A 23,220-nucleotide genomic window follows, 5' to 3' on the forward strand; every position below is an offset into this window, starting at 1 on the left:
GGCTTGGTCAGAACCCCACAGGAACTGACTCCAATGAAACTGACCTCCTGCTTCCTAGCCGGCATGCTCGCCCTGCTCGGCACCGCTGCGCCTGCGTTCGGCAACGGTTCCGATCACCAGTTGATCGTCGACGTCGATTGGCTGGCGGCCCATGCACAGGACCCCAACCTGCTGTTGTTGCATGTCGGCGACGGCGAAGAGTACCGACGCGGGCACATCCCCGGCGCACGGCTGGTCACGCTGGACGAGATTGCCGTCTCCCAGCACACCCGCGAGGGCCTGATGCTGGAAATGCCCGCCGCCGACGAGCTGCGCGAGCGGCTGCAGAAGCTCGGCATCTCGAATGACTCGCGGATCGTCGTCTACTACGGCAAGGACTGGGTCAGCCCCAGCACGCGCGTGCTATTCACGCTGCAGTACGCCGGACTGGGCGAGCGTTCATCGCTGCTCGACGGTGGCATGGGCGCATGGGTCGCGCGCGGTCATGCGCTGAGCGCGGAGCCGGCGTCGTCAGCTCGCGGCACGCTCGCTGAATTGCAGGTCGAGCCGCTGCTGGTCGATGCCGGCCAGGTGCGCGCGCAGCTGGACAAACCGGGCACGACGCTGGTGGATGCCCGGGCGGCGGTCTACTACGACGGCATCGATCGCGGCGGCGCGCATGGGCAGGCCCACCGCGCCGGCCACATCCGCGGCGCCCGCAGCATTCCGTTCACCGAGATCACCGACAAGCGTTTGCGGCTGCGGCCCACCGCCGAACTGCGCGCCATGTTCGACCAGGCAGGCATTGTCCCCGGTGACACGATCGTCGGGTACTGCCATATCGGACAGCAAGCCACCGCGATGCTGCTCGCGGCACGAGTGCTCGGCCATCCGGTGCGACTGTACGACGGCTCCTTTCAGGACTGGTCCCGCGACCCGGGCAATCCGGTCGACACGCCGTGAGCACGCGCGCGTCTGCCGGCTACGCAGACCCGTACCTCGCCGGCGCCGGGCTGGGGCTGGTGCTGCTGGCCGCGTTCGTGCTGGTCGGCCGCGGTCTCGGGGCGTCGGGCGCGTTCGCCAGCACCGCCGCCGGGACGGTCGCAGTCGTTGCTCCCGACCAGGCAGCCGCCAGTCCGCTGTTCGCGCATTACCTGGCCGCGCCCGGGCCATGGCTCGAATGGTTGAGCTTCGAACTGCTGGGCGTGCTGATCGGTGGCTGCCTGTCGGCGGCGCTCGCCGGCCGGCTGCGGCTGACGGTTGAGCGCCCGGCCGATGTATCGAACCTACAGCGTCTGGCGCTGGCATTCGGCGGTGGCCTGCTGATGGCCGCCGGGGCCGTGCTGGCGCGTGGCTGCACCAGTGGTCAAGCGCTTACCGGTGGCGCCCTGCTCAGTGTCGGCAGCTGGCTGTTCCTGCTGGTGGCGTTCGCCGCGGCTTACGCGCTGGCACCGCTGCTGCGGCGGTTCTGGACATGAGCGCCCCGTTGATCGACGGGGCTGCGGCACTTGGCGGATCGCTGGCAGCCGCCGTGTTGCTCGGTGTCGGCTTCGGCTTCGCGCTGGAGCGCGCCGGCCTCGGCAGCGCGCGCAAGCTGGTCGGCCAGTTCTATGGTCGCGACCTGACCGTGCTGAAGGTGATGTTCAGCGCGCTGCTGGTGGCGATGCTCGGCGTGTTCTGGCTCGCTCGCTTCGGCGTGCTCGAACTCGGCTCGGTGTACCTGCCGGACACCTGGATATGGCCGCAACTGGTCGGTGCGCTGCTGTTCGGCGCCGGGCTGATCAGCGCCGGCCTGTGCCCCGGCACGGCCTGTGTCGCGGCGGCGACCGGCCGGCTGGATGGCCTCGTCGTGGTGCTCGGCATCTTCGTCGGCATGCTGGTCACGGGCCTGCTGCTGCCATGGTTCTCGACCTTCTTCGTCAGCACCCCGCGCGCGGCCTGGACCTTGCCGCAGGCGCTGGACCTGCCGTACGGCGTCGTGGTCGCCGCGATCGTGCTGCTGGCGCTGGTCGCCTTCGTCGTGGCTGAACTGGTCGAGCGGAGGTGCCGGCAATGCGCGTGATTCGTCTGCTGCTGGCGGGTCTCGCGCTGGTGGCCGGATTGCTGGCCGGCATTGCCGCAAGCGCAGCGCCACCGTTGGCGGACGACGAGATCTCCGCCGTTGTGCTGGCACGCTGGATCGCGGATCGTCGGCCCGGGCTGCAGCTGGTGGATCTGCGCGGGCAAGCGGAATTCGATGTCGATCACCTGCCGGGGGCGGTGCCGCTTGCGCGTGCCGACGCAGCAGCGCTGCCTGCCGCGGACACGACGCTGGTGATCTACTCCGACGACAGCATCAAGCCAGACGCGGTGCCGCAGCGGCTCGCCGGCCGCGATCGGCAGACCATCCTGCGGCTGCGCGGCGGCCTGCAGGCGTGGTCGGACGAGGTGCTGTTCCCGACCATCCGCAGCGACGCCTCGGCGGCCCGCAGGCGCGCATTCGATGAGCGGGCACGCCTCAGCCGCTATTTCGGTGGCTCGCCGCGCGTGCTCGAGCCGGGCGTGGACATCGGCCAGCCACGCAGCAGACGCGGATGTTGACCGCCACCCCGCCGAGGCAGGCACCGACAGCAAGCGACTCCGCTGGTTTCGATTTCGCGGCGCTGCGTCGGCGCGAGTTCGGGCGACTCGATGGGCAGGGACATGCCTACCTGGACTACGCCGGCAGCGCGCTGTACGGCAGCTCGCAATTGCGTGCACACCTGCAGTTGCTCGAAGACGGCATCTTCGGCAACCCGCACTCCGAATCGCGATGCTCGCGCGCCAGCACCGAGATCATCGAACGAGCGCGTGACGCCGTGCTGCACTTTCTCGACGTGGACGCGAGCACCCACCTGGTGTGCTTTACCGCCAACTGCAGCGCCGCGATCAAGCTTGTGGCCGAAAGCTATCCGTTCGACGCCCGCTGCGGGCTTCTGCTGTCGGCCGACAATCACAACTCGGTCAACGGAATCCGCGAATACGCCGGCCGGGCGGGCGCTCCGCTGCACATCCTGCCGCTGGACAGCGAACTGCGGCTGGATCACCCGGAGCGCGTCCTGCAGGCGGCCGCCCAGCGCGGCGGTGGCCTGCTGGCGCTGCCGGCGCAGTCCAACTTCTCCGGCGTACGCCACTCGTTGTCGCTCGTCAGCCATGCGCAAGTGCTTGGCTTCGACGTGCTGCTGGACATCGCCGCACATGCCCCCGGCAAGGCGATCAGCCTGCGCCAGTGCCCGGCCGACTTCGCCGTGCTGTCGTTCTACAAGCTGTTCGGGTACCCGACCGGCATCGGCGCGCTGGTGATGCGCCGCGAGGCCGGCCGGCGTCTCCGACGCCCGTGGTTCGCCGGTGGCACGGTGCAGTTTGCGTCCGTCGGTGCCAACCTGCATCGGCTGCATTCCGGTTCCGAGGGCTTCGAGGACGGCACGCCGGATTTTCTCGGGCTGGCCGCACTGCCAGCCGGCTTCGCCCTACTCGACGAAGTCGGTATGCCGAGGCTGAGCGATCGGCTTGCCGGTCTAATGAGCGATCTACTGCCGCGTTTGCAGCAGCTGCGGCAGGCAGATGGATCCCCGCTGCTGCGCCTGTACGGGCCCAGCACGCTGCAGGATCGCGGCGCCACGGTCGCCTTCAACCTGCTCGACCGCAACGGCCAGCCGTTGCCGTATGCCCTGATCGAAGCCGCCGCGCGCGACGCCGGCATTTCACTGCGCGGTGGCTGCTTCTGCAACCCCGGCGCTTCCGAAGCAGCTTTTGCCATCGCCCCGGAGCGCCTGACGCGCTGCCTGTCCCGGCTGCGCGAGAGCTTCAGTCCGGCGCGCTTGGCAGCCTGCGCCGGCAGCGCAGTGGGCGCCGTGCGGGTGTCGCTTGGAATGGCGACCAACCAGGCCGATCTGGATCGGTTGCTGGCGCTGCTGGAGAGCCTGGAGCATTGCCTCGATGACACTCGCTCACAGTACGTCGAATTGCCCCTTCAATAGTCTCAGGCCAGTGTTCGCAGCTTCCGGATATCAGACATAGGCATGCGGCGCGCTTAGCTGTGTGTCACTGAGGATGCAAAGGCTCGCCCTACGCTAAATCCTGCAGCACTCACTCCTTGTGAGTGGCTCAGAAATGAAATCCAAGGCGGCAGGAATGAGGTCCGCTAGCTACCGCGAAAGTTCATCCGACTGTCCTCGGGCGATGCTCGGTCAGCGTGTCGAGGATCACCTTGCTCAGCGCAGGATTGATGGACATCGCTGCCATGCACTTTTTGAGGTGTTCGCTTTTGCTGAGTAATGCCAGACCTTTGTCGAACTGCTCGTAGACGGCTGGGCCATATGCGTCGAACGTCTTGTTCCAGGCAGTCTCGGGGATAGGCCCCCATCCCTGGATCATCATTGCCAGGTCAATCAAGTCGCGACTCATGACCGAGCGATCCAGGCCGCGGTCGGCGTTGGCCAGGATCTTTTCGGCGTACATATCGTCGCGGCTTAACACCGGCACGCCGAGGCTGGCGTCTATCGCCCCGGCAATATCGATACGTGCTTCCAGGACGAATTCGACCTTGATGGGAATATCGTCGACTTCCAGGTAGGTCGAGATTTTGTCGCGCTCGGTTCGGACGTCGCGGACGTGCTTTATCGGCGTCCGTAACAACGCACCCAGCGTCGGCGCGGAGATGGCCTGCCGCAATTCGCGATAGCCGTCGCGATCCGAGCACAGGAAATCGATGTCGGCCGATTCACGGTATTCGTTCAACGCCAGGACGATGGCGGTGCCTCCACCAAAAAAGCAATGCACGCGCTCAAGCAGTTCTGCGTCGAATGCATTCAGCACTGACGCGATTCGGCGATGGTGTGCACGCTCAAACATGCAAGATCCCACCTCCGTGCTTTTGCACCAAGCGCTGCAACAGCTCGCGCTCGCGGGCAGGCATTTGCTCCTGATCGACCAATCGCCAATTGCGCTCGTACAGCGCAAGCGCATCACGCTCTGTGACCAGATCGTCGCCGGGGCGATTCCAAGCCAAACGCTTGAGCTGCGGGTAGTCCGTGATTCGTAGTTGCGTGGGTTGCAGCGCGAGTTGCAGGCCCAAGGCATCGAGCGCGGCGGTGTACGCCGCCATGGCCACGCCCGGCTTGCCCTGCTCGAGCTGAATCAGCTTTTGCCGGGCAATGCCCGCCCGCTGAGCCAGTTGCGCTTGAGTCAGTCCTTCAGCTTGGCGGGCGGTACGCAAGGCATTGCCTAACGCCCGGGTGAGCTTAGTAGCACAGGGAAGGTCGGTGGCCACGTCGCGAATATAGGACATCTACAGGTGAATGTCACGAATTCGAGACTCCCATAGCCCACGGGGCCCGTCCGCATCATCGTCGGTGCACGCCTGACCCCCCGGTCGCCCGCTGCGAAGAGGACCGGACACGGCCGGCGAAGCGTTCTACGCAGCCAGCGCAGTGAACCCGCCCTCAATCCCGCGTTCCTCGATTGTCACACTTACAACGGAGACGGCTTCTCGTTGTCAGACCGTTCTCTCCGGACCAGCTTGAGGAGCTTACTGCGGTTGTGCCTGCACGCCGCCACCTACGGCGGACTGTGTTTGCGCCGAGGCCGAGTGCGAGCCGTACAGCTGGCCCACGTCCCGCATCGGCTTACCGTATTTCTCGCGCTGCTCGACGCGGCCAGTCGGCTCATCCCACGGCATCTTGCCTACGACGAGCTTGGGCACATTGATGAACACGTCGGTACCGGCGCGCTTCACGACGGCAGCCAGCGGAATGAAGATGTCCCTGTCGACGATGATGCCGCGCGGCACGAGCAGATAGCCTTCCGTCTCCGGCGACGGACCCACGACTTGCTCGACGGTGCCGATCTCCATGTGGTCGGAGCCATGGACCGTATCGCCTACCTGGACCTCCACGTCCCCCGCCGGGTTCTGCAGCGCGGTGAGGAACTCATCGACCTTCATCACGGCATTGCCGATGAGCGGGAAATTGACCCGTACCGCGGCTTCGTAGCTAGGGACGCTTTCCGAACCGATCGCGTCGGACAAATAGGTCACATCGAAACCAGCTTCCGCCGCGTGGCGCCCGGTGCTCTCGCAGCACAGGTTCGCGGTCATGCCGATGATCACCATATGCGTGGTACCCAGTCGCTCCAGGTGATCGGGAAGATCGGTGTGCAACACGTCGGTCCCCTTGTGCGGCAGCAGGACGATCTCGTCGTCCCGCGGCTGCAGGTCGGGATGAAAGTCGGCCCCCCAGCTCCCGGCCAGGAACATCTTGTTTTCGAACATGATCCTGTTGATGCCTGTGCGGCGCTGCAGGGATTCGTCGGCATAATCCTCTTCCGTGTACGCCATTGGCCCGTAAATGACGGGAATTCCATGCCGGCGCGCACCGTCGATAGCCCGTTTCATGTTCTCGACCACGTTATGCAGCTTTACGGTGTTCTTGGTGAGCTCCCAGGCGGCTCCGCCCTCCGAGAGAAAATCATTCACGGGGTCGATCACCAGAAGTACCGTTCGGTCCGACGGGAACGTCAGCGCCTGATCGTCTTTCGCAAGATAGGTCGCATGCCTGACTTGACTCTCCGCACTCGCAGCGTTTTCGAAGTGTTTCATTGTCATGCTCCATTGCCTGTCTTCTGGAAGATAGGCCGGCAACTGTCGAGCCACCGTGAGCCATGACTGGCAATCTCAAGCGCCTGCGTGGCCCTATGTGCCCGCTCACGCCGGCGTGTGGGCCTTCGGGGTGGTGCCTATCCGGAGCCTGCGGATAGTTGCGCCCCCCCGGTTCACAGAGCGCTGATCGTGCCGGGCGTCCAATACCAGCTTGACCGAAGCATCCGGAGGCAACCCTTGAATACGAGCAGGTTGGAAGGCGAGATCGCCATTGTTACCGGGTCAGACTCCGGCATCGGCCAAGCCACCGCCGTAGCGTTCGCACGCGAGGGCGCCGACGTGGCGGTCACCTGGCTTCACGACAAGGAAGGCGCGGAGCGCACGCTGAGCGAGATCGAGGCAGCCGGCCGCAGGGGCTTTGTCACGCACCTGGATGTGCGCGACCCTTCTCTCGTCGAGCAGTTCTTCCAGACGGTGAGTGAGAGGCTGGGGACGCCGACCATTCTGGTGAATGACGCAGGCGTCGACGCTGCGGGAAAGCCCGTCAAGGACATGAGCCTGGAGCACTGGGACAACATCATGCGGACCAATCTCTACGGTCCGTTCTTCTGCTGCCAGCAGTTCATCCGTGGCCTGGACGGCTCCGACACGCACGGCACGATCATCAACATCACCAGCGTGCACCAGGAAATTCCGCGTACGGGCGCAGCGGGCTATGACGTCTCCAAGGGCGGGCTCCGCAACCTGACCACGACGCTCGCACTGGAGTTGGCCGAGAAGAACATCAACGTCAACAACATCGCACCCGGCATGGTGCTGACCCCGATGAACCAGGCCGCGATCGACGATCCGAAAGTGCTGGAAAAGCAGGTCCAGTCCATTCCGATGAAGCGCGCGGCGCAGCCGGAAGAGATCGCCCACGTGGCGGTCTTCCTCGCCTCCGAGCAGGCGCGCTACATCCACGGGACCACCATAGTCGTCGACGGCGCGCTGATGCTCTTCCAGGGCCAAGGTGCCTAAGCACGTACGAACCGGGATTCGGGAGCTTGCGGTCATTGGCGACCGGCGAACTGTCGCGGTAGTGGCCGCCGACGGTTCCATCCCCTGGTACTGCCCGGGTCGCTTTGACCGCCCGTCGCTGTTTGCCGCGTTGCTCGATGACGAAAAAGGCGGCGCCTGGGCATTTGAAGTGCCGTCCGCACGCCCGGCCGGTCGCGCCTACATCGAGGACAGCGCCGTGCTCGAGACCCGACTCGAGCTGGCGACCGGTCATTTCAGTGTCACCGACTGGATGCCGATGGGTCCGGATTGTCCACGTTCGATCTGCCGCCTGTTCTCGGCGCCGCCCGAAGCGGTGGGCGTGGTCGTGAGGCCCGCGCCAAACTACGCGAGAGACGCCGCCGACCTGCGCACCGACCAAGGTGGCGTGTGCATCAACGGGAACTGGTGGCTCTACAGCTCGGAAGATCTGGAGATCGACGACGGCGCCATCCATTTCGAGCTGCCGCCGGGCAAGGAAACTTGGGCGGTGTTGGCAGACGCTCCGATTGCGCCACCCAGCCGCGCGGACGTGCAACGCTGGCTCGACGGTACGCTTGCCGAGTGGCGGGGCATCGCGTCGCGCATCACTTACCACGGGCCGTTCGAGCGGCAGGTGGCGCAGTCGCTGCGCGCCTTGCGGTTGCTTACCTATGGCGAAAGCGGCGGCATTGTCGCGGCGGCCACGACCTCCCTGCCGGAGGTACCTGGTGGGTCGCGGAATTACGATTACCGCTACGTCTGGATGCGCGATGCCGGAATGATCGCAAGTGCGCTGGTGCGCGCCGGAAGCACGGGTCCCGACGAGCGGCTTTTCCTGGACTTCATCTGCGGCTCGAAGCAGGAGGTGGACGACAAGCCGCTGCTGCCTCCGTTCCTGTCGCTGGATTCCGAACCTGCGCCCGACGAATCGCGCATTGAGCTGTCCGGGTTTGCAGACAGCAGGCCCGTGCGGATCGGCAACGGCGCCAATGACCAGCTGCAGCTGGATGGCTTTGCCAACGTCCTGCTCGCGGCGAAGTTGATTTACGGCCGTCATGACACGCGGGAACACTGGGAAACCGTGCGCCAGATCGCCGACTTCCTGGTCGACAACTGGCACCAGCCGGACTACGGCATATGGGAGGAACATGAGTCCCGGCAGTACACGGCCTCGAAAGTGATTGTCTCCTGCGGCCTGCGTTATCTCGCGGACTTTGCCGAGGAACGGCAACAGGCGGACAGGTGGTTGGGCGCCGTGCAGAAGATCGACCAATACGTCGCCGAACACTGCCTTACCGCCGATGGCGCGTACGCGGTCTTTGCCGGAAGCGATGCGGTCGACGTATCGGCCGCATTGTTTCCGACGTGGGGCTACTGCGAGGCGGAAGCACCCGAGATGCTGGCCACGATCGACGCGCTTGAACGCGACTACTGCCGAGGCCACCTGTACTGGCGGCATCTGGAGGAGCTCGAGCGGTTCGGTGAGGGCGCTTTTCTCGCGGGCACGATATGGGTGGCGCAGTACTGGATCATTCGCAACGATCTGGACCGCACCCGCCAGATCCTGGAAGCGGCTCTCGAGTACTCCAATGATCTCGGATTCTTTGCCGAGGAAGCCGATCCCGACAGCGGAACGATGCTGGGCAATTTTCCCCAGACCTTTGTGCATGCTTCCTTTATCGGCGCCGTTATCGATTACAGGACTGCCATGCAGGGCCGCCCCGGAGAACCAACGTGAGAACCAGCATGAGCACAAGCTGTCAGGGCTGACTCGACGCGCGCTCGCTTACCTCGCGCAACAGCGCGCCCAGCGCTGCCGCGATCCGATCGGGATGATCTTCCGGCGTGAAGTGCTTGCCACCCTCGATACGCTCTAGCGGCGCGTCAAGATCCCGGGCGAAGCGCTCGCCATACTCGATCTTCTGGAACTGATCGGCGGCGCCCCAGACCACCCGCGCGGGCACGCCAGCCAGCGTCGGAAGTTCACCGGCGACGACGCGCGTGTCGTTTACCTCGAGCGAGCGCACCTGCCGGGCCAGTGCCTCCCCCGCGCCGTGCTCGGCGTAGGGCGCCGAGTGCAGCGCGAGCGACTCGCGGGCCACTTGCGCGTCGTCGTGTCCGCGAGCCATCAGCATCCTGAAGATCCCGGCTTTGATCATGCCCGCAGGCAAGCGTCTGACAAGACCTCCGGCGGCGCGGAGCATCTTTACGCTGGGGATCGGCCAGGAGTCATATCCGATCGCGTTGGTCAGCAGCAGCCCCTGGCACCGTTCCGGATGGCGCAGCGCGGCGATCTGGACCACGCCGCCGCCGAGGTCGTGGCCAACCAGCACCACGCGATCGAGCCCTTGAGCATCGAGCCATTCGAGCAGATATCCGGCCTGGGCACGTACGGAGATGTCGTGCCCGCGCCCTTCGGGAATGGAGTGGCCATAGCCCACCATCTCCCATGCCATCAGGCGGGCGCCGTCCACCAGCGGCATGACCTTGCGCCAGAGCTGCGGCGAGGTGGGGATTCCGTGCACGAGTACCACGGGAATGCCACTTCCCCGCTCGTCCCACCGCATGCGGATGCCACCGACATCGGCCTCATGGCTTCGCAGGTCGGGCTGTGGATTCTGCAACGTGATTCTCCAACGGGCCGCACCCCGCCATTGGACGGCTGCGGAAGTCAATTTGCCGTGATACCGCGATCAGTGCGCCAGCTTGCGGCCGCAACGCGGAAGCCCGCCGGCCAGCGAACCGGAGCAGCGCCAAATCCCGGAGCGTCGAGCGCGTCATGGCAGATCGACCGATTTTTGCCAGTCGCGAATCCTTTTTCCTGCCCGGCACCTCTTCTACCAGCAACGATGACTTCCCAGGTGCCAAGGAGTTCCATGATCATGTTCACTCAGCACACCCCCGATAGCGCGCCAGAGAAGGCCCGCCCCCTGCTCGACGGTGCCATCGCCAAGCTGGGCTTCCTGCCGAACCTGTATGCCCATCTCGCCGAAGCGCCTGCTGCGCTCGAGGCGTATTTCGGGCTGTCCGCGCAGTTCGACAAGACCTCGCTCACCCCGGCCGAGCGCCAGGTGGTCCTGATCGCGGCGAGCGTCGAGAACGGCTGCGAATTCTGCGTCGCGGCGCACTCGATGATGGCGCGGGACATGGTGAAGCTACCCGCCGAGACCGTCGATGCCCTGCGCGCCGCCGAAACGCTCCCGCAACCGCGCCTGGATGCTCTGGCCAGGTTCACCCGCGCGCTGATGCGTGATCGCGGCTGGGTCTCGGATGAGAGCTCCAGCGCTTTGTTCGATGCCGGTTTCAACCAGCAGCAGGCGCTCGAAGTGGTGCTCGGCGTGGCGATGAAGACCCTCAGCAACTATGCCAACCACCTGACCGGTACGCAGACCAACCCCGAACTGGCTGCCCACGCGTGGACGAAACCATAAAGGACCCGGCCGCGCTTCACCAGAGTTGCGCATGAGGCTGAAATTACAAAGTGCAGTGGCCCTCGTTGTCATGGTCTGCCTGCTGTCGTTGACCGGATGTTTCCGCGGGCAAGAAGACGACGCGCCAGCACAGGGAAAGCTCTCCGGGCGGCTCATCGTTAGCGGCTCCAGCACGATTGCGCCGCTGGCCGGCGAGATCGCCAAGCAGTTCGAATTGCTGCATCCGGGGGTACGGATAGACGTGCAGAGCGGCGGCTCATCGCGTGGCATTGCCGATGCGCGGCGGGGCACGGCCGACATCGGCATGGCATCGCGTGCGCTCAAGCCCGCTGAGTCGCATCTGACGGCCCATACGATTGCCCGGGATGGCATCGCGTTGATCGTGCATCGCGACAACCCGGTGACCATGCTGAGCGATGCCCAGGTCGTGGGCATCTATAACGACGGGATCAGCAACTGGTCTCAAGTGGGCGGCAACAATGCGCCGATCACCGTGGTGAACAAGGCCGAGGGGCGCTCGACACTGGAGCTTTTCCTCGGTCACTTCAAGCTCGCCGCCGATGCCGTCCGCCCCAGCATCGTCATTGGCGACAACCTGCAGGGCATCCTCACCGTGACGGGCGACCCCAATGCGATCGGCTATGTCTCTATCGGTGCCGCGGAGTACGAGGCGTCCGCTGGAAGGCCGATCAAGCTCCTGCCGATGGGCGGTATCGAAGCGAGCGTGGCCAATGTCCGCAATGGCTCGTTTCCGCTGTCGCGCCCGCTGAACCTGGTAACGCACGGCCCGGTGTCGCCCTTGGCTTCGGCGTTCATCGATTACGCGAGCTCGAGCGCGGTGAACGACGTGGTGGAAGCGCAGTATTTAGTGCCGGTCTCGCGGTGACATGGCCCTGCTCTCGACATTGCGACTCATTGCCGCGCTGGCGGCGGCCATTGTCGTGCTCATTTTCGGGTTCATCGTGCTCGAGTCGCTGCCGGCGCTGGGATCGGTGGGGATGATGCGGTTCTTCAACGATCCGTCGTGGCATCCAGCTGGCGGCGCGGCACGCGGAAGTTTCAATCTCGGCCCGATGCTGGTCGGCACGATCGCGGCAGCGGGGGGAGCGATCCTGCTGGCCACTCCGCTGGGTCTGGGCTCGGCATTGTTCAGCCGCTTTTATGCGCCCGCGCCGGTCGGGCGATGGTATCGACGGCTGGTGGAGGTTCTGGCGGGCATACCGTCGGTCGTCTACGGCTTCTGGGGGCTGGTGGTACTGACCCCGCTGATCCGTCAGTGGCAACCGCCGGGACAAAGCCTGCTGGCCGGAACATTGATCCTGACCATCATGATCCTGCCGACGGTGGCGCTGCTGGCCGAATCGTCACTGCGCAGCGTGCCGGAAGCGTATTTGCGCGGGGCAGCGGCATTGGGCCTGTCGCGCTGGTCTTCGATTCGGAACGTGGTACTGCCGGCCACGCGTGGCGGCATCCTCACCGCGATCCTACTGGCGGCCGGACGTGCGATCGGTGAGACCATGGCGCTGCTCATGGTCACCGGCAATGTCGTGCAGGTACCGCGCAGCCTGTTCGACCCGGTCCGCACCCTGACGGCCAATATCGCGCTGGAACTGGGGTACGCGATGGACCACCACCGCTCGGCCTTGTTCGTCAGCGGTCTGGTGCTGATGGCGATGACCGTCGTGCTGGTGGCCATGGCGGAAGGGATCGGCAAGGATCGCGTCCGTGGTTGAGACGTCCCCTGCCCTGTCCGGCGTCTGGGTCAAACGGGCCGGCGCCTGGCCCGACCGCGCCGCCACGGTCACGATGTGGAGCGTCGCGCTGCTGACCGCGGCCGTGTTCGCGTGGATCCTCGGCGATCTCGTCCGTCATGGCTTGCCGCACCTGTCCTGGACGTTCCTGACCGAGGCGCCGCGCGATGCCGGCCGGGCCGGCGGCATTGCTCCGATCCTGGTCTCGACCCTGATGATCATGGGCGTCTGCCTGGCGGTCAGCGTCCCGATCGGCGTGGGCAGCGCAGTCCTGCTGGCCGAATTTTCCCCCACGGGCTGGTTCGGCCGTGTCGTGCGCCGGTCGCTCGATGTCCTCGCGGGGGTACCCTCGATCGTGTTCGGACTGTTCGGCAACGCCTTCTTCAGCATCTACCTGGGCCTGGGATTCTCGATCCTCTCCGGCGGACTGACACTGGCATGCATGGTGTTGCCGATCCTGATCCGCTCCTCGGAAGCGAGCTTGCGCAGCGTGCCGGACGATTACCGCAAGGCCGCCGCCGCGCTTGGCATTTCGCAAGCCGCAGCGATCTGGCGCATCCTGCTGCCGGCTGCCACGCCGGGGCTGCTGGTCGGGCTGGTCCTCGGCATAGGCCGGGCGTTGGCCGAAACCGCGGCATTGCTGTTCACCAGCGGCTATGTGGATCGCATGCCAGGATCGCTCATGGATTCGGGCCGCGCGTTGTCGGTGCACATCTACGACCTGGCGATGAACGTGCCTGGCGGCACCGGCCCCGCCTACGCCACGGCGTTCGTATTGATCATGCTGCTGGCGGTGATCAACCTCGTCACATCCTGGACCGCCGATCGCTGGCTGCACCGGAGGGTCATACGGGCATGAACGACGACACACCCGTGCGCGAAATGCAGCCCCGGCTCGAGGGTAGATGCTGCGAGCACCGCGACCCGATCAGCCACGCCGGCGATCCGGGAACAAGCAGCGAGGTCCGCAGCTCGCTCGACCGTCCGGACTGCTGTGAGCAGCGTGAGTGCGTCATCCGGATCGACGGCCTGCAGGTGAGTTATGCCGGGGTCCCAGCGCTCCGCGGCGTGTCGATGCCGATCCATCGCGGCTGCATCACCGCGGTGGTCGGCGCCTCCGGCTGCGGCAAGAGTACGTTTTTGTCCTCTCTCAACCGCCTGACCGACCTGATCCCCACCTGCACGGTCAATGGCCGGGTACTGCTGGACGGGCGCGACATCCTCGACCGCAGGATCGATGTGATCGCACTGCGTCGCCGGGTCGGCATGATCTTCCAGAAACCCAACCCGTTTCCGCTGTCGATCCGCAAGAACCTGACCTTCCCCTTGCGAGAGCACGGCGTGCGCGATCGCACCACGCGGATGCACAAGGCGGAAACCGCGCTGCGGCAGGTCGGCCTCTGGACCGAGGTGAAGGACCGTCTCGATGCCCCGGCTTTCGACCTGTCCGGCGGCCAGCAGCAGCGCCTCTGCCTGGCGCGGGCGCTGGTGCTGGACCCGGAGGTCATCCTGCTCGACGAGCCATGCAGTGCCCTGGATCCGATCGCCAGCGGCGTGGTGGAAGACATGATCGCCGCCCTGCGTGGTCGCTACACCACGGTCATCGTGACCCACAACCTGGCCCAGGCACGGCGGATCGCAGATGATGTCGCGATGTTCTGGGTCGAGGACGGCGTCGGGACGCTGGTCGAGCATGGCGCGGCAGCGAAGCTGTTCGAGGCCCCCGATTGCGAAACCACCGCCGCCTATCTGCGGGGAGCCCGCGGGTGACGCGCGGGCAATCCGTGGTGCGACAGGGACGGCGCTGCAGGTTCCGCCGCGAGGTCAACCGCATCCCGTACGAGCTGCCACCCGGCAAGCTTGACGCCTGTGAAGACGCGCGGCCCACTTTCACCCAACCAGGAACAACACCATGAATCAACAACGTCGTCTTTCGATCTCCCTACTGATGCTGCGACTGGGCGTCTTCGTGGTCATGCTGGTGTGGACCCTGGACAAGTTCGTCCGTCCGGACCACACGGCGGACGTGTTCTCGGGCTTCTATGGCATCAGCGGCCTGGATGCGCAGATCGCCTATGTGCTGGGTGCACTCGAGCTGGTCCTGCTGCTGGCGTTCGTGGTCGGCTTCGCCCGACGGTGGAGCTACGGCATCGTGCTTGTCCTGCACGGCGTGTCCACTTTCTCGACGTGGAGCCACTACTTTGAGCCGTTCGAAGGATCCAACCTGATGTTCTTCGCCGCCTGGCCGATGCTCGCGGCGTGCGCGGCGCTCTATCTGCTGCGCGATTCCGACAGCTATACGCTTGGCTCAAGGAAAATCGCGAAGTAAAAGCCAGAGTCGGGCTTCTCTTACCAAAGGCCACCGAGCGGGCGGTCAGCCGCTCGGTGGCATTGCGCAAATGCGCGGCCCGCCTCATCGTGATCAGGCAGCGCGCTGCTTGCTGTATCAGGACTCATGCGCACCTGCGGACTCACATGTCGCCAGAGGTGCGGGCCTGGCGTGCGTACACCATTACCCGGTCGCGGAAGTCCGCATCGGCATTGGCGACTCCATTCATCCGCTTCAAACTGTAGGTGTCGACGAAAGCCGCGGCGCCGAGCGCCTTGGTTGCGATGTCCAGGCCTTCGACCACCGTCGCTCCCAGATCCGTATCGAGATCGCGGTAGCAGACGAAGGGAATGCGCCGGATCGCCGGATGAGCCTTGGCGAGACGCAACAGATCGAACATCCGGGACTCGTCGAAGTGGATCCCGCAGACGATCGCATCGAGTTCGGGCGTCAGCAACGCTGTTGCTTCGGAGATCGTGTGGGCAAGAACCAGCTCGACGTGAGCACCAAGCACGTTCTGCAAGGTCGTGACGCCGGGGACAGTATCGGCCGCCAACACGCGCAGCGGGCGGGTATGTTGTACGAGCTGTCCTCATGACGCAGCGGTCCTTGTGCGAACAGGTGGGCGACTCTGCAGAGCAAAGCCAGCCTTCATGCATGCCTGACCGGTGCGGTCGTCAGGACCACGAGGCACGCTCCGTATCGGCGACGAGCGACCGTGTCACCAGCCACGGTACCAGGATCACATACGCGGTCACCCCGACCGCGACGTATGTCATGGATGATCCCGTCTCCAGAAAAAGGCCGAACAGCAGCGGGGACAGCGCCGTGGCGATCACCATGAAACCGGTGTACACCCCGCGTACCATCCCGAGGCTGTCCACGCCGAACACATCGGCCCACAATGCGCCGGACATGACGCTGTTTGCGCCCGCCGTGGCACCCAGTCCGACGAACAGCCCCCACAGCGCCAGCGGCGATGAGCCAAACGCCAGTGCCAGGAACGCCGCCGCCACCGGCAGCAGATAGATACGCAGTACCCACGTCACCCCATACCGGTCCACCCAGTGACCGGCCAGCCAGGTGGTCGCGGTCTGGGCAGCCGCGAATGCAATGAATCCGCCAGCCACTTGCGCCGGCGTCCAGCCGTGCAGCGTGGCCAGCGTGCCCTGGTGAAGGAACACCGCGGTGACCACGAACGGTGAGACCAGCACCACCGCCAATGCGGCCAGGAACGACGGCATGCGGACCAGTTGCCGACGCCGGAGAGGCGGCGGTGCGTCCGCCGGAGCGGCCATCACTGCTGCCCGTGGCAGCGGCGCAGCAACCGCCCGCAGCGCCGGCAACGCGACGCCCAGCACCAGCACGGCGGCCATGCTCCACACCCAGCGCCAATCCAGCCACCCCAGCATCGCCACCACTGCCAGGGGCAGCAGGGCTTCCCCCAGGATGAAACCGAACGCAGCAGTGGCAATGCTGCGTCCACGACGGCGGGCATGCCTGGCGGCTGCAACGATTGCAATGTGACCGACCAGCCCTTGCCCACCCAGGCGCAGGCAGAACAGACCGATCACCAGCAGCACCCAACCGCTCGCGACTGACATCAGGACAGTCCCGAGCCCCAGTATGGCGAGTGCGACGGTAATGGCCCGCTTCATCGGCAGGCGATCGGCGAGCCCCCCGAGCGAGAACATCAACAACCCGCTGGCCAACGTCGCTAGTGCGTAAAGCGCGCCCCAATGCGATTCGTCGAGCGCCAACTCATCGCGGATCGACAGTCCGAACAGGCCGATGAAGTACGTCTGCCCCAGGCTGGAGACCAACGCGGCCGAGAAGCCGAAGGTGGCGGCACGTCGGTGATAGGTCCGGAGCGGAACCAAGGCGAAATCCTGTCGTGAGCGCGTGCCTGGCGAGATCATTCGCAAGCGGCTTGATGGCTGAATGCAAGGGGACGCAATGTACTGTCATTACGAAGCGTCGGCGACGTCCGCCAGCGGTTCGGAATGCGGCGCTCGATGGTTCAGCACTTCACGCACGATGAACAGTGCCGCCAACGAACGCGCTTCGGAGCAGTCCTCGCGCAGGACCAGTTGGTGGAGCCTGTCCAGCGCCCACGGGACAACCTCCAACTCTTCGGGCTCGTCACCGGGCAGCCGCTCGGGATAGAGATCTTCCGCCATCACCAGGTGGATGGCGTTGCTCATGTAGGTCGGTGCCAAGGTCAGCGGCCGCAGGTAGGTCAGTGCTCTGGCACCCATTCCGACCTCTTCCTTCAGTTCGCGATTGGCCGCCTCCAGAATCGATTCGCCCGGGTCCATGCGGCCCTTTGGCAAACCAAGTTCGTAGCGATGCGTGCCCACCGCGTACTCCCGGATCAACAGCACGGTGTCCGCGTCCGGCATCGCGGCGATGATCACGGCGCCCGGCGAGCGGCTGTGAAGCCGTTCGTACAGACGCCGTTCGCCGTTGGAGAACTCCAGATGCACCTCTTCCAGAGAATACTGGCCCAGATCGGTGGCCTCGGTTCGGTGGATGAACGGTAGCCGGGGCATCAGCAAACGACCGGAGGCGCCGTCACGACGCATACCGGTCGCGGTCGCCGGAGATTGATGGATCGGCACGCACGACCGTAACGCCCGCGCCACGAACGCTCCAAACGCGCAAGCGGTCGGCGTGCTTGTTGCCGGTCGTAATTACCAGCATCGACTCAGCGACCGGTGTTTCGGCGCATGTCGAGCTGCTTCGCCTCGGCCAATTCCTGGCTGCATTCCAGGCAGAAAGGCGTTGCGGGATCAGCCATCAATCGGCCGTGCTCGATCTCCAGTTCGCAGCGGCAACAAACACTGTAGCGTCCGGCGGCATAGCGCTCCAGTGCTGCCTTGATCCGGTCGAGTTGAATCGACAAGCGGGTGCTGCCGGCCTTGGCCATGTGCTGCTGGGAAATGGCATCGATCCTGCTGACGCGTCCCTGGGTGGTCTGATCGAGCGCGACCGGCTGGCCCGAGCCTTCCAGGCTCGCGAGGGTGATGCGAATGTCCCGCTGCTCCTCAACGAGCATGCTGAAAAATTCGTCCAGACTTTGAACGTTAGCGGACATGGTAGTGACTCCGTCATCTTGGAAAGGTGTGCCGGTAAACGGCATTCGAGGCGGGCATTGCACCCGCAGCCAAGAAGGGAGCGTCAGATTGGAGCGTTCATGTGGAGAGCCTCGTCTTGACCCTCTGAACCGCACCCCATTGTGCGGAAACCAAATCACCTAGTAGAGCTTGAGGCCATCCTCAAGATCGACGAGACAGGCGGAGGGATGTTGCTTCGCGGATTTTTCGCCCGATCATAGCATTTGAGTCCCACGCCAAACGACAGGGAATCCGCGGGAAAATGCGCCTAGCCTGGAGCGACGACTTCCGGAAACCAGAATCGCTGCTCAACAAACGCATCGAACTGATCGGCCGCGGCTAAATGCCGCGGCTACAAGTAATGCGACGTTTTCCGTCAGGCGCGGCGAAGCCAGACATACGCCAGGCCGGCAACGGCACCGAACATGATATGGGCGATCGCGCTGACCCAGCCGCGCGCCATCGCGAACCACGGGAAAATCATCGAGGCGATCGCATAGAAGTTGATCAGGTAGATCGCCAGGCCGAACGCCGCACCTATCATCAGTGCCGTGCCAGCGTTCGCCCGTCGCAGCAATGCGGCAAGCGCCAGGCCATAAATGATCGACAGGGGGATGTGAATCATCATTGCGGTCATCATGATCCCGATGTCGAACGTAGGCGGCTGCAGCACGTCCTGACCCAGCACCATGGCCGCGATCATGCGGGGAGGCCCCCAGGCACTTTCTCCCTGGAACATCGCGACCATCAGCATTTCGGCCATCATGAAGACCACGCCCGCAATCAGGCCGGCCCAGACGGCTGCCTTCCAGTCGATGGCGCGTGTCGCGCTTGCGGTAGTTGTGTCGCTGTCATGTGCTTGCATGGAATGTTTCCTCCTGTACTTGCCTGATCAGCAGGGATTACCGGGCTTGGTTGTACTAGCGTCGCCAGCGGGATTATTGGCCCGCGGGCGTGAAGATGGCAGCGTGACGTTTTGCGTCTCCACCCTCCCCGGCGGCGCCGTGCCTGTCGATGAAAGCCCCGACCCGCGCGGCGATCTGGCGCGCCGTGTCCTGGAATGCCGCTCGCCTGCCGGCGTCGTCGCTGCCCACGGTCGATGGATCGGCAAGGCCCCAGTGCAGCTTCAGCGGCTCGCCCGGCCAGACCGGGCACGACTCGCCGGCGGCGTTGTCACACACGGTGATGATGAAGTCCATCATCGGTGCGTGTGGCCCGGCGAACGCATCCCAGGACTTGCTGTGCATCCCGCCGGTGTCGCATCCCAGTGCCTTCAGCACCTCCAGCGCAAACGGGTTTACGCGTCCGGAGGGGCGGCTGCCGGCACTGTGTCCGACGAATCGGCCCGCCCCCAGCAGCGTCACGATGCCTTCGGCCAGGATGCTCCGCGCCGAGTTGTGGGTGCACAGGAACAGCACGTTGCATGGCCGGTCGGCGCCCATGGACCGCCCTCAGGCGCCGTAACCGGCCACTTCGGCCGGGTTGGACGCGACCCCGAGCCCAAGTGCGATTCGATTGACGAAGTTGAAATAGGCGACGATGAGGTTCGCCAGCAGGATGTCGGCCTCGGCGATGCCGGCATCGCGCAGGCCTTGGACATCGTCGGCGCGCACGGACGCCGGTGCGCGAGTCAGCTTGACGGCGTAGTCCATCAGCGCCGAATCGGACGGTGCAGGCTCCGGCACGACGCCGCCGCTGGCGATCGCCTCCAGCAACGCGCGGTCGCTGACGTAACGCGCCAAGGCCTCGACGTGATGGGCAACGCAGTAGTCGCAGCGGTTCTCGCGCGAGACCACCACCGCGATCATCTCGCGCTGCCGGCGCGAGAGGCCTCCGGGGGCGAACATCAGGTCCATGTACAGATCCAGGTGCCCGCGCATCGCCTCGGGCCGCAGGCTGTGCACCTGCAGGATGTTCGACACCTTGCCGCGCTTGCGCTCCAGCTCCTCGTACAGACTTCTGAGATCGCCTTGCGCGGCCTCGGGCGCGATTTCCTCGATCCAGCTCATGTCCTCGACCCTCCTCAGGTCAGTGCGCCGCCGCAGCTCGAACCCTGCCCGGCGGTGCAGCCATAGCAATGCCCGGCCACGCCGACTTTGCTCGGCAATTCATGGCCGAGCAGGTCGCGCAGGTGGGTCTTGCGCTCGCGTCCGCCCAGAGGCAGCTTGAGCATCTGGTTGAAATCGCAGTCGTACAGGTCGCCGTTGTAGTCGACGCTGACCGACGAGCGGCACATCACCGAATCGATGTTCTCGTCGCGGTGCGCGTTGCGCAGCGTCGCCATGTAGGTAGCGAAATGGCCCTTGGACAGCAGCCAGGAGCCGTAGCGCTGGATCGGCATGTTGGCCAGCGCGAACAGACGGTTGAAGACGATGCCGAAGTTGTCGCCGAGCAGCCGGCGGTACTCGGCCTCCAGCGCGGATTGCTCCGGCGGCAGGAACGTGCCGTTCGGGTTGTAGACCAGGTTGAGCGTCAGCGCACTGCCGGGCTGGCCGTAGCCGAGCGCGTTGAGTTGCCGCAGCGCCTTGATCGAGCTCTCGAACACGCCGTTGCCGCGCTGCTCGTCCACATTGTCCTGGCTGTAGCACGGCAGCGAGGCGACCGCCTCGACTTTGTGCTCGGCCAGGAAGTCTCCCACCCACTCATAGCCGGGCTCCTGCATGATCGTCGGGTTGAGCCGGTCCATCACGTGCAGCCCCATCGACCTGCCCTGCTCCACCAGCCAGCGGAACCGCGGGTTCATTTCGGGCGAACCGCCGGTCAGGTCGAGCGTCTCCACGCCCAGGTGCCGGGCGACGGCCAGCGCCAATCGCATGGTGTCCTCGTCCATCGTCTCGGTGCGCCGAGGGCCGGCGGCGACGTGGCAGTGGATGCAGCTCAGATTGCACAGATAGCCGAGGTTGAGCTGCAAGGTCGTGACCCGCCCGCGCTCGATGGCGGGAAAGTCGCTGTGCTGTAGCAGGGGCCAGGTGTCATGCATGAATCGGATACCGGATGGATGAAACGGTGGAGTCGTTGAGCAGGAGGACGCGGATCACGGGCACGCTCCCATCGTCGATGGCAGCGCGTCGAGCCAGTCCAGCAGTCGCCGCTGCGCATCGGTGGGCGCGACCAGCTGCGAGAGGTGGGCGTGGACGTCCGGCAGATCCGTTGCGGTGTCGATATCACCCAGGGTTTCCAGCTGCAGCCAGCGGCCGAAACGCTGCATCGCCACGACGAACTGATCGGCCGTCGACTCGCTGCTGTACTGCGGGCTCAGCCAGGCACTGTCGGACAAGGCCACGTTGCCGCCGAACAGCCAGAAGCCGCCGTCCTGCGCACGCCCGATCACCAGCCGCGGCTCGGACGACGCCAGCCAGTCGGCCGCGCGTTCGAGCGCGGCCGGTACCAGTTGCGGCGAATCGGCACCGATCACAATGGCGCCGTGGTGGCGCAGCCGCAGCAAACGGTACACCTGCGCCATCCGACTGCCGAGCGACCCAGTGCCCTGGGAAAGGTGCGGCAGGTCGATCCAGGCATCGCTGTGCAAAGCCTCGGCTTCGGCGACCGCCCAGTAGGGCTGCACGCCCGCCCGTTGCTGCGCCGCCTCCGCCACCGACGCCACCGCCTCTGCAGCGACCAGGTACAGCGCTTCGGAGCATCGTTGGCCGAGGTCCGGCCACAGTCGTGTCTTGACCGGTGACAGGGACGGAGTCTTGACGAAAATGGCGATGCCGCAGCTCATGATGAGCGCTCCGCTGACGCTGCGGTCACCCGCGCATCGGTGTGCACCCGCCACGGCCGCTCGGCGCAGGTCCTTTTGGCACCGGCACGAGCCGCGTCGAACTGCGGCGACAAGTCCCGCTCGGCGTGGTCGCCGAGGCCTGCGGTAGTCACGAGGGCGAGATACGGTGACATCTGGTTCAGCAGCAGGCGCCCGCGGCCGCCAAGGCCGTTACCGGACCTGTGGCGCAGTCGAACAGACCGAAATGCACGCTGGTGTCGCCCAGCAATCGGAAATGATCGGCGTACCGCGAACGCGCCAGCATGTCGAAGCTATTGCCGCAGACCCGCAGCGGCCGACCGGTCTCGAAACGATGGTGATCGTCGAGCACGAACGCATGCGGCAATCCGGCGATGGTGCCGCGGTAGGTCGCGGTCTGGCCGTAATCCTCGCAGCGGTCCTCCAGCGGGAGCTTGAACGCGCGCATCGTGACCGATCGGAAGCCGACCATGCCGATTCGCGCCTCGATCTGCGCATCGAGCAGCGCGATCGGCGACTGGCTGACGCTGCGCGCATCATTGCAGCCGACCCGGCCGAGCAGACGGCGGAAATCCTCGCCATACAGCGCGCCGGCCAGGCACTCTCCCAGCAGCAACGGATCGGTGCGCAGCTCCGGCGGGATGCGGCGATCGGCGAACACATCGGAGAAGTACAGCTCGCCGCCGGGCTTGAGTACGCGGAAGATTTCGGCGAATACCCGCTCCTTGTCCGGCGACAGGTTGAGCACGCAGTTCGAGACCACCACGTCGATACTGTCGTCGGCGATTCCGCAGGCATCGAGGCGCTCGATGTAGCCCTCCACGAACGACACATTGGATTGCGCATGGTCGTAGCGCTCGGCGTGCCAGGCCTGATGGCGCACTGCGATCTCGAGCTGCTCCGGCGTCATGTCGACGCCGATGACGCGCCCCTGCTCGCCCACCAGTCGTGACAGCAGGTAGACATCGCGGCCGGTGCCGCAGCCCAGGTCGAGCACGGTCATGCCGTCCAGCGTCGGCGGCAACGGCGAGCCGCAGCCGTAGAAGCGGTCCTTGACCTCGGGGTGGACGTCGGCCAGCAGCGTGCGCACGGCTTCGGGCATAGCCTCGAGCGGGCAGCATGCGCCGGTCTTGAGGTCGCCGCTGGATTGCAGCACCTCGCCGTAATAGTGGCGGATGTCGTCGTGTGCGGAGGGAAGATTCATGACGTTTCCTGATCAATCAAGCCAAATGGGAG

The 23,220-nt window shown here is 65.3% G+C and carries 27 protein-coding genes; 13 read left to right on the forward strand and 14 right to left on the reverse strand.

Annotated features, from left to right (window positions below; translation table 11 throughout):
- The first annotated feature begins 33 nt into the window (after positions 1–33).
- The 5 genes from ACJQWM_RS07680 to ACJQWM_RS07700 are packed head-to-tail and all read left to right on the forward strand — an operon-like array spanning position 34 to position 3,977.
- Entirely contained in the window at positions 34–942 is a 909-nt protein-coding gene (locus ACJQWM_RS07680) for a sulfurtransferase (RefSeq protein ID WP_332702134.1), read from the forward strand.
- Positions 939–1,457 carry a YeeE/YedE thiosulfate transporter family protein gene (locus ACJQWM_RS07685; RefSeq protein ID WP_332702136.1) on the forward strand — a complete coding sequence of 173 codons (519 nt, stop codon included), beginning with the start codon at positions 939–941 and terminating at the stop codon, positions 1,455–1,457. Before ACJQWM_RS07680 ends, ACJQWM_RS07685 begins: the two co-directional genes overlap by 4 nt.
- Positions 1,454–2,041, forward strand: coding sequence for a YeeE/YedE thiosulfate transporter family protein (locus tag ACJQWM_RS07690; protein WP_332702138.1), 588 nt, complete (start codon positions 1,454–1,456; stop codon positions 2,039–2,041). Before ACJQWM_RS07685 ends, ACJQWM_RS07690 begins: the two co-directional genes overlap by 4 nt.
- Entirely contained in the window at positions 2,032–2,559 is a 528-nt protein-coding gene (locus ACJQWM_RS07695; protein WP_332702140.1) for a rhodanese-like domain-containing protein, read from the forward strand. Before ACJQWM_RS07690 ends, ACJQWM_RS07695 begins: the two co-directional genes overlap by 10 nt.
- The gene (locus tag ACJQWM_RS07700; RefSeq protein WP_332702142.1) at positions 2,553–3,977 is read left to right on the forward strand and encodes an aminotransferase class V-fold PLP-dependent enzyme; all 1,425 of its coding nucleotides are present in this window, start codon (positions 2,553–2,555) and stop codon (positions 3,975–3,977) included. The genes ACJQWM_RS07695 and ACJQWM_RS07700 overlap by 7 nt, the downstream gene beginning before the upstream one ends.
- 181 nt (positions 3,978–4,158) lie before the next feature.
- On the opposite strand, the gene ACJQWM_RS07705 is transcribed toward ACJQWM_RS07700, so the two are convergent.
- From ACJQWM_RS07705 to ACJQWM_RS07715, 3 genes are all read right to left on the reverse strand, one after another.
- A complete protein-coding gene (locus ACJQWM_RS07705) occupies positions 4,159–4,851 on the reverse strand; it encodes a nucleotidyl transferase AbiEii/AbiGii toxin family protein (protein WP_411306752.1) in 693 nt (230 codons plus the stop codon).
- Complete coding sequence (locus ACJQWM_RS07710) at positions 4,844–5,287, reverse strand: helix-turn-helix domain-containing protein (RefSeq protein ID WP_332702146.1); 444 nt, start codon at positions 5,285–5,287, stop codon at positions 4,844–4,846. The genes ACJQWM_RS07705 and ACJQWM_RS07710 overlap by 8 nt, the downstream gene beginning before the upstream one ends.
- Before the next feature lie 240 nt (positions 5,288–5,527).
- Positions 5,528–6,595, reverse strand: a complete 1,068-nt coding sequence (locus ACJQWM_RS07715; RefSeq protein ID WP_332702148.1) for a cysteine hydrolase family protein — start codon at positions 6,593–6,595, stop codon at positions 5,528–5,530.
- A gap of 252 nt (positions 6,596–6,847) precedes the next feature.
- Between ACJQWM_RS07715 and ACJQWM_RS07720 the strand changes: the two genes are divergently transcribed.
- Positions 6,848–7,615: an SDR family NAD(P)-dependent oxidoreductase gene (locus ACJQWM_RS07720; RefSeq protein WP_332702150.1), complete on the forward strand. Its 768-nt coding sequence runs from the start codon at positions 6,848–6,850 to the stop codon at positions 7,613–7,615.
- Positions 7,608–9,353 (forward strand): glycoside hydrolase family 15 protein, encoded by a 1,746-nt coding sequence (locus ACJQWM_RS07725; protein ID WP_332702152.1) that lies wholly within the window; start codon positions 7,608–7,610, stop codon positions 9,351–9,353. The genes ACJQWM_RS07720 and ACJQWM_RS07725 overlap by 8 nt, the downstream gene beginning before the upstream one ends.
- A 22-nt stretch (positions 9,354–9,375) precedes the next feature.
- Here the strand turns inward: ACJQWM_RS07725 and ACJQWM_RS07730 are convergent, their stop codons facing one another.
- Positions 9,376–10,239, reverse strand: a complete 864-nt coding sequence (locus ACJQWM_RS07730; RefSeq protein WP_332702154.1) for an alpha/beta fold hydrolase — start codon at positions 10,237–10,239, stop codon at positions 9,376–9,378.
- Positions 10,240–10,464: 225 nt separating this feature from the next.
- Here ACJQWM_RS07730 and ACJQWM_RS07735 point away from each other — a divergent pair, with 225 nt between their 5' ends.
- The 6 genes from ACJQWM_RS07735 to ACJQWM_RS07760 all read left to right on the forward strand — a co-directional run bounded on the left by ACJQWM_RS07735 (position 10,465) and on the right by ACJQWM_RS07760 (position 15,126).
- Positions 10,465–11,046 carry a carboxymuconolactone decarboxylase family protein gene (locus tag ACJQWM_RS07735; protein ID WP_332702156.1) on the forward strand — a complete coding sequence of 194 codons (582 nt, stop codon included), beginning with the start codon at positions 10,465–10,467 and terminating at the stop codon, positions 11,044–11,046.
- 31 nt (positions 11,047–11,077) lie between these two features.
- Positions 11,078–11,932, forward strand: a complete 855-nt coding sequence (locus ACJQWM_RS07740; protein ID WP_411306753.1) for a phosphate ABC transporter substrate-binding protein — start codon at positions 11,078–11,080, stop codon at positions 11,930–11,932.
- 1 nt (position 11,933) lies between these two features.
- The gene (gene pstC / locus ACJQWM_RS07745) at positions 11,934–12,779 is read left to right on the forward strand and encodes a phosphate ABC transporter permease subunit PstC (protein ID WP_332702160.1); all 846 of its coding nucleotides are present in this window, start codon (positions 11,934–11,936) and stop codon (positions 12,777–12,779) included.
- Entirely contained in the window at positions 12,772–13,656 is an 885-nt protein-coding gene (pstA, locus tag ACJQWM_RS07750) for a phosphate ABC transporter permease PstA (protein WP_332702162.1), read from the forward strand. Before pstC ends, pstA begins: the two co-directional genes overlap by 8 nt.
- The gene (locus ACJQWM_RS07755) at positions 13,653–14,567 is read left to right on the forward strand and encodes a phosphate ABC transporter ATP-binding protein (protein WP_332702164.1); all 915 of its coding nucleotides are present in this window, start codon (positions 13,653–13,655) and stop codon (positions 14,565–14,567) included. The genes pstA and ACJQWM_RS07755 overlap by 4 nt, the downstream gene beginning before the upstream one ends.
- A 142-nt stretch (positions 14,568–14,709) precedes the next feature.
- Entirely contained in the window at positions 14,710–15,126 is a 417-nt protein-coding gene (locus ACJQWM_RS07760; protein ID WP_332702166.1) for a MauE/DoxX family redox-associated membrane protein, read from the forward strand.
- Positions 15,127–15,268: 142 nt separating this feature from the next.
- Here the strand turns inward: ACJQWM_RS07760 and ACJQWM_RS07765 are convergent, their stop codons facing one another.
- The 10 genes from ACJQWM_RS07765 to ACJQWM_RS07810 form a co-directional block, all read right to left on the reverse strand.
- A complete protein-coding gene (locus tag ACJQWM_RS07765) occupies positions 15,269–15,685 on the reverse strand; it encodes a hypothetical protein (RefSeq protein ID WP_332702168.1) in 417 nt (138 codons plus the stop codon).
- A gap of 118 nt (positions 15,686–15,803) precedes the next feature.
- A complete protein-coding gene (locus tag ACJQWM_RS07770) occupies positions 15,804–17,045 on the reverse strand; it encodes an MFS transporter (RefSeq protein WP_332702170.1) in 1,242 nt (413 codons plus the stop codon).
- A 48-nt stretch (positions 17,046–17,093) separates the two neighbouring features.
- Entirely contained in the window at positions 17,094–17,678 is a 585-nt protein-coding gene (gene nudE, locus ACJQWM_RS07775) for an ADP compounds hydrolase NudE (protein WP_332702402.1), read from the reverse strand.
- A gap of 155 nt (positions 17,679–17,833) precedes the next feature.
- The gene (locus ACJQWM_RS07780; protein WP_411306754.1) at positions 17,834–18,223 is read right to left on the reverse strand and encodes a TraR/DksA family transcriptional regulator; all 390 of its coding nucleotides are present in this window, start codon (positions 18,221–18,223) and stop codon (positions 17,834–17,836) included.
- A gap of 395 nt (positions 18,224–18,618) precedes the next feature.
- Positions 18,619–19,107, reverse strand: coding sequence for a hypothetical protein (locus ACJQWM_RS07785; RefSeq protein ID WP_332702174.1), 489 nt, complete (start codon positions 19,105–19,107; stop codon positions 18,619–18,621).
- Positions 19,108–19,180: 73 nt separating this feature from the next.
- A complete protein-coding gene (locus ACJQWM_RS07790; protein WP_332702175.1) occupies positions 19,181–19,684 on the reverse strand; it encodes an arsenate reductase ArsC in 504 nt (167 codons plus the stop codon).
- A 9-nt stretch (positions 19,685–19,693) separates the two neighbouring features.
- Positions 19,694–20,251 carry a peroxidase-related enzyme gene (locus tag ACJQWM_RS07795; protein WP_332702177.1) on the reverse strand — a complete coding sequence of 186 codons (558 nt, stop codon included), beginning with the start codon at positions 20,249–20,251 and terminating at the stop codon, positions 19,694–19,696.
- 14 nt (positions 20,252–20,265) lie between these two features.
- A complete protein-coding gene (gene arsS, locus ACJQWM_RS07800; protein ID WP_332702179.1) occupies positions 20,266–21,222 on the reverse strand; it encodes an arsenosugar biosynthesis radical SAM (seleno)protein ArsS in 957 nt (318 codons plus the stop codon).
- A 54-nt stretch (positions 21,223–21,276) separates the two neighbouring features.
- Positions 21,277–21,966 (reverse strand): DUF2064 domain-containing protein, encoded by a 690-nt coding sequence (locus ACJQWM_RS07805; protein WP_332702181.1) that lies wholly within the window; start codon positions 21,964–21,966, stop codon positions 21,277–21,279.
- Positions 21,967–22,144: 178 nt separating this feature from the next.
- Positions 22,145–23,188, reverse strand: coding sequence for a methyltransferase domain-containing protein (locus tag ACJQWM_RS07810; RefSeq protein WP_332702183.1), 1,044 nt, complete (start codon positions 23,186–23,188; stop codon positions 22,145–22,147).
- Between the last annotated feature and the right edge of the window lie 32 nt (positions 23,189–23,220).

Origin of the sequence: Novilysobacter longmucuonensis (assembly GCF_046600735.1) — a bacterium.
GTDB lineage: Bacteria > Pseudomonadota > Gammaproteobacteria > Xanthomonadales > Xanthomonadaceae > Novilysobacter_A > Novilysobacter_A longmucuonensis.

Coding starts and splice junctions, on each gene's coding strand:
- ACJQWM_RS07705 (WP_411306752.1), bottom strand. CDS start 4,851: ATGTTTGAGCGTGCACACCATCGCCGAATCGCGTCAGTGCTGAATGCA.
- ACJQWM_RS07770 (WP_332702170.1), bottom strand. CDS start 17,045: ATGATCTCGCCAGGCACGCGCTCACGACAGGATTTCGCCTTGGTTCCG.
- ACJQWM_RS07780 (WP_411306754.1), bottom strand. CDS start 18,223: ATGTCCGCTAACGTTCAAAGTCTGGACGAATTTTTCAGCATGCTCGTT.
- arsS (WP_332702179.1), bottom strand. CDS start 21,222: ATGCATGACACCTGGCCCCTGCTACAGCACAGCGACTTTCCCGCCATC.
- ACJQWM_RS07755 (WP_332702164.1), top strand. CDS start 13,653: ATGAACGACGACACACCCGTGCGCGAAATGCAGCCCCGGCTCGAGGGT.
- pstC (WP_332702160.1), top strand. CDS start 11,934: ATGGCCCTGCTCTCGACATTGCGACTCATTGCCGCGCTGGCGGCGGCC.
- ACJQWM_RS07710 (WP_332702146.1), bottom strand. CDS start 5,287: ATGTCCTATATTCGCGACGTGGCCACCGACCTTCCCTGTGCTACTAAG.
- nudE (WP_332702402.1), bottom strand. CDS start 17,678: ATGCCCCGGCTACCGTTCATCCACCGAACCGAGGCCACCGATCTGGGC.
- ACJQWM_RS07695 (WP_332702140.1), top strand. CDS start 2,032: ATGCGCGTGATTCGTCTGCTGCTGGCGGGTCTCGCGCTGGTGGCCGGA.
- ACJQWM_RS07715 (WP_332702148.1), bottom strand. CDS start 6,595: ATGAAACACTTCGAAAACGCTGCGAGTGCGGAGAGTCAAGTCAGGCAT.
- ACJQWM_RS07785 (WP_332702174.1), bottom strand. CDS start 19,107: ATGCAAGCACATGACAGCGACACAACTACCGCAAGCGCGACACGCGCC.
- ACJQWM_RS07700 (WP_332702142.1), top strand. CDS start 2,553: ATGTTGACCGCCACCCCGCCGAGGCAGGCACCGACAGCAAGCGACTCC.
- ACJQWM_RS07795 (WP_332702177.1), bottom strand. CDS start 20,251: ATGAGCTGGATCGAGGAAATCGCGCCCGAGGCCGCGCAAGGCGATCTC.
- ACJQWM_RS07810 (WP_332702183.1), bottom strand. CDS start 23,188: ATGAATCTTCCCTCCGCACACGACGACATCCGCCACTATTACGGCGAG.
- ACJQWM_RS07740 (WP_411306753.1), top strand. CDS start 11,078: ATGAGGCTGAAATTACAAAGTGCAGTGGCCCTCGTTGTCATGGTCTGC.
- ACJQWM_RS07760 (WP_332702166.1), top strand. CDS start 14,710: ATGAATCAACAACGTCGTCTTTCGATCTCCCTACTGATGCTGCGACTG.
- ACJQWM_RS07805 (WP_332702181.1), bottom strand. CDS start 21,966: ATGAGCTGCGGCATCGCCATTTTCGTCAAGACTCCGTCCCTGTCACCG.
- ACJQWM_RS07680 (WP_332702134.1), top strand. CDS start 34: ATGAAACTGACCTCCTGCTTCCTAGCCGGCATGCTCGCCCTGCTCGGC.
- ACJQWM_RS07735 (WP_332702156.1), top strand. CDS start 10,465: ATGACTTCCCAGGTGCCAAGGAGTTCCATGATCATGTTCACTCAGCAC.
- ACJQWM_RS07790 (WP_332702175.1), bottom strand. CDS start 19,684: ATGGGCGCCGACCGGCCATGCAACGTGCTGTTCCTGTGCACCCACAAC.
- ACJQWM_RS07690 (WP_332702138.1), top strand. CDS start 1,454: ATGAGCGCCCCGTTGATCGACGGGGCTGCGGCACTTGGCGGATCGCTG.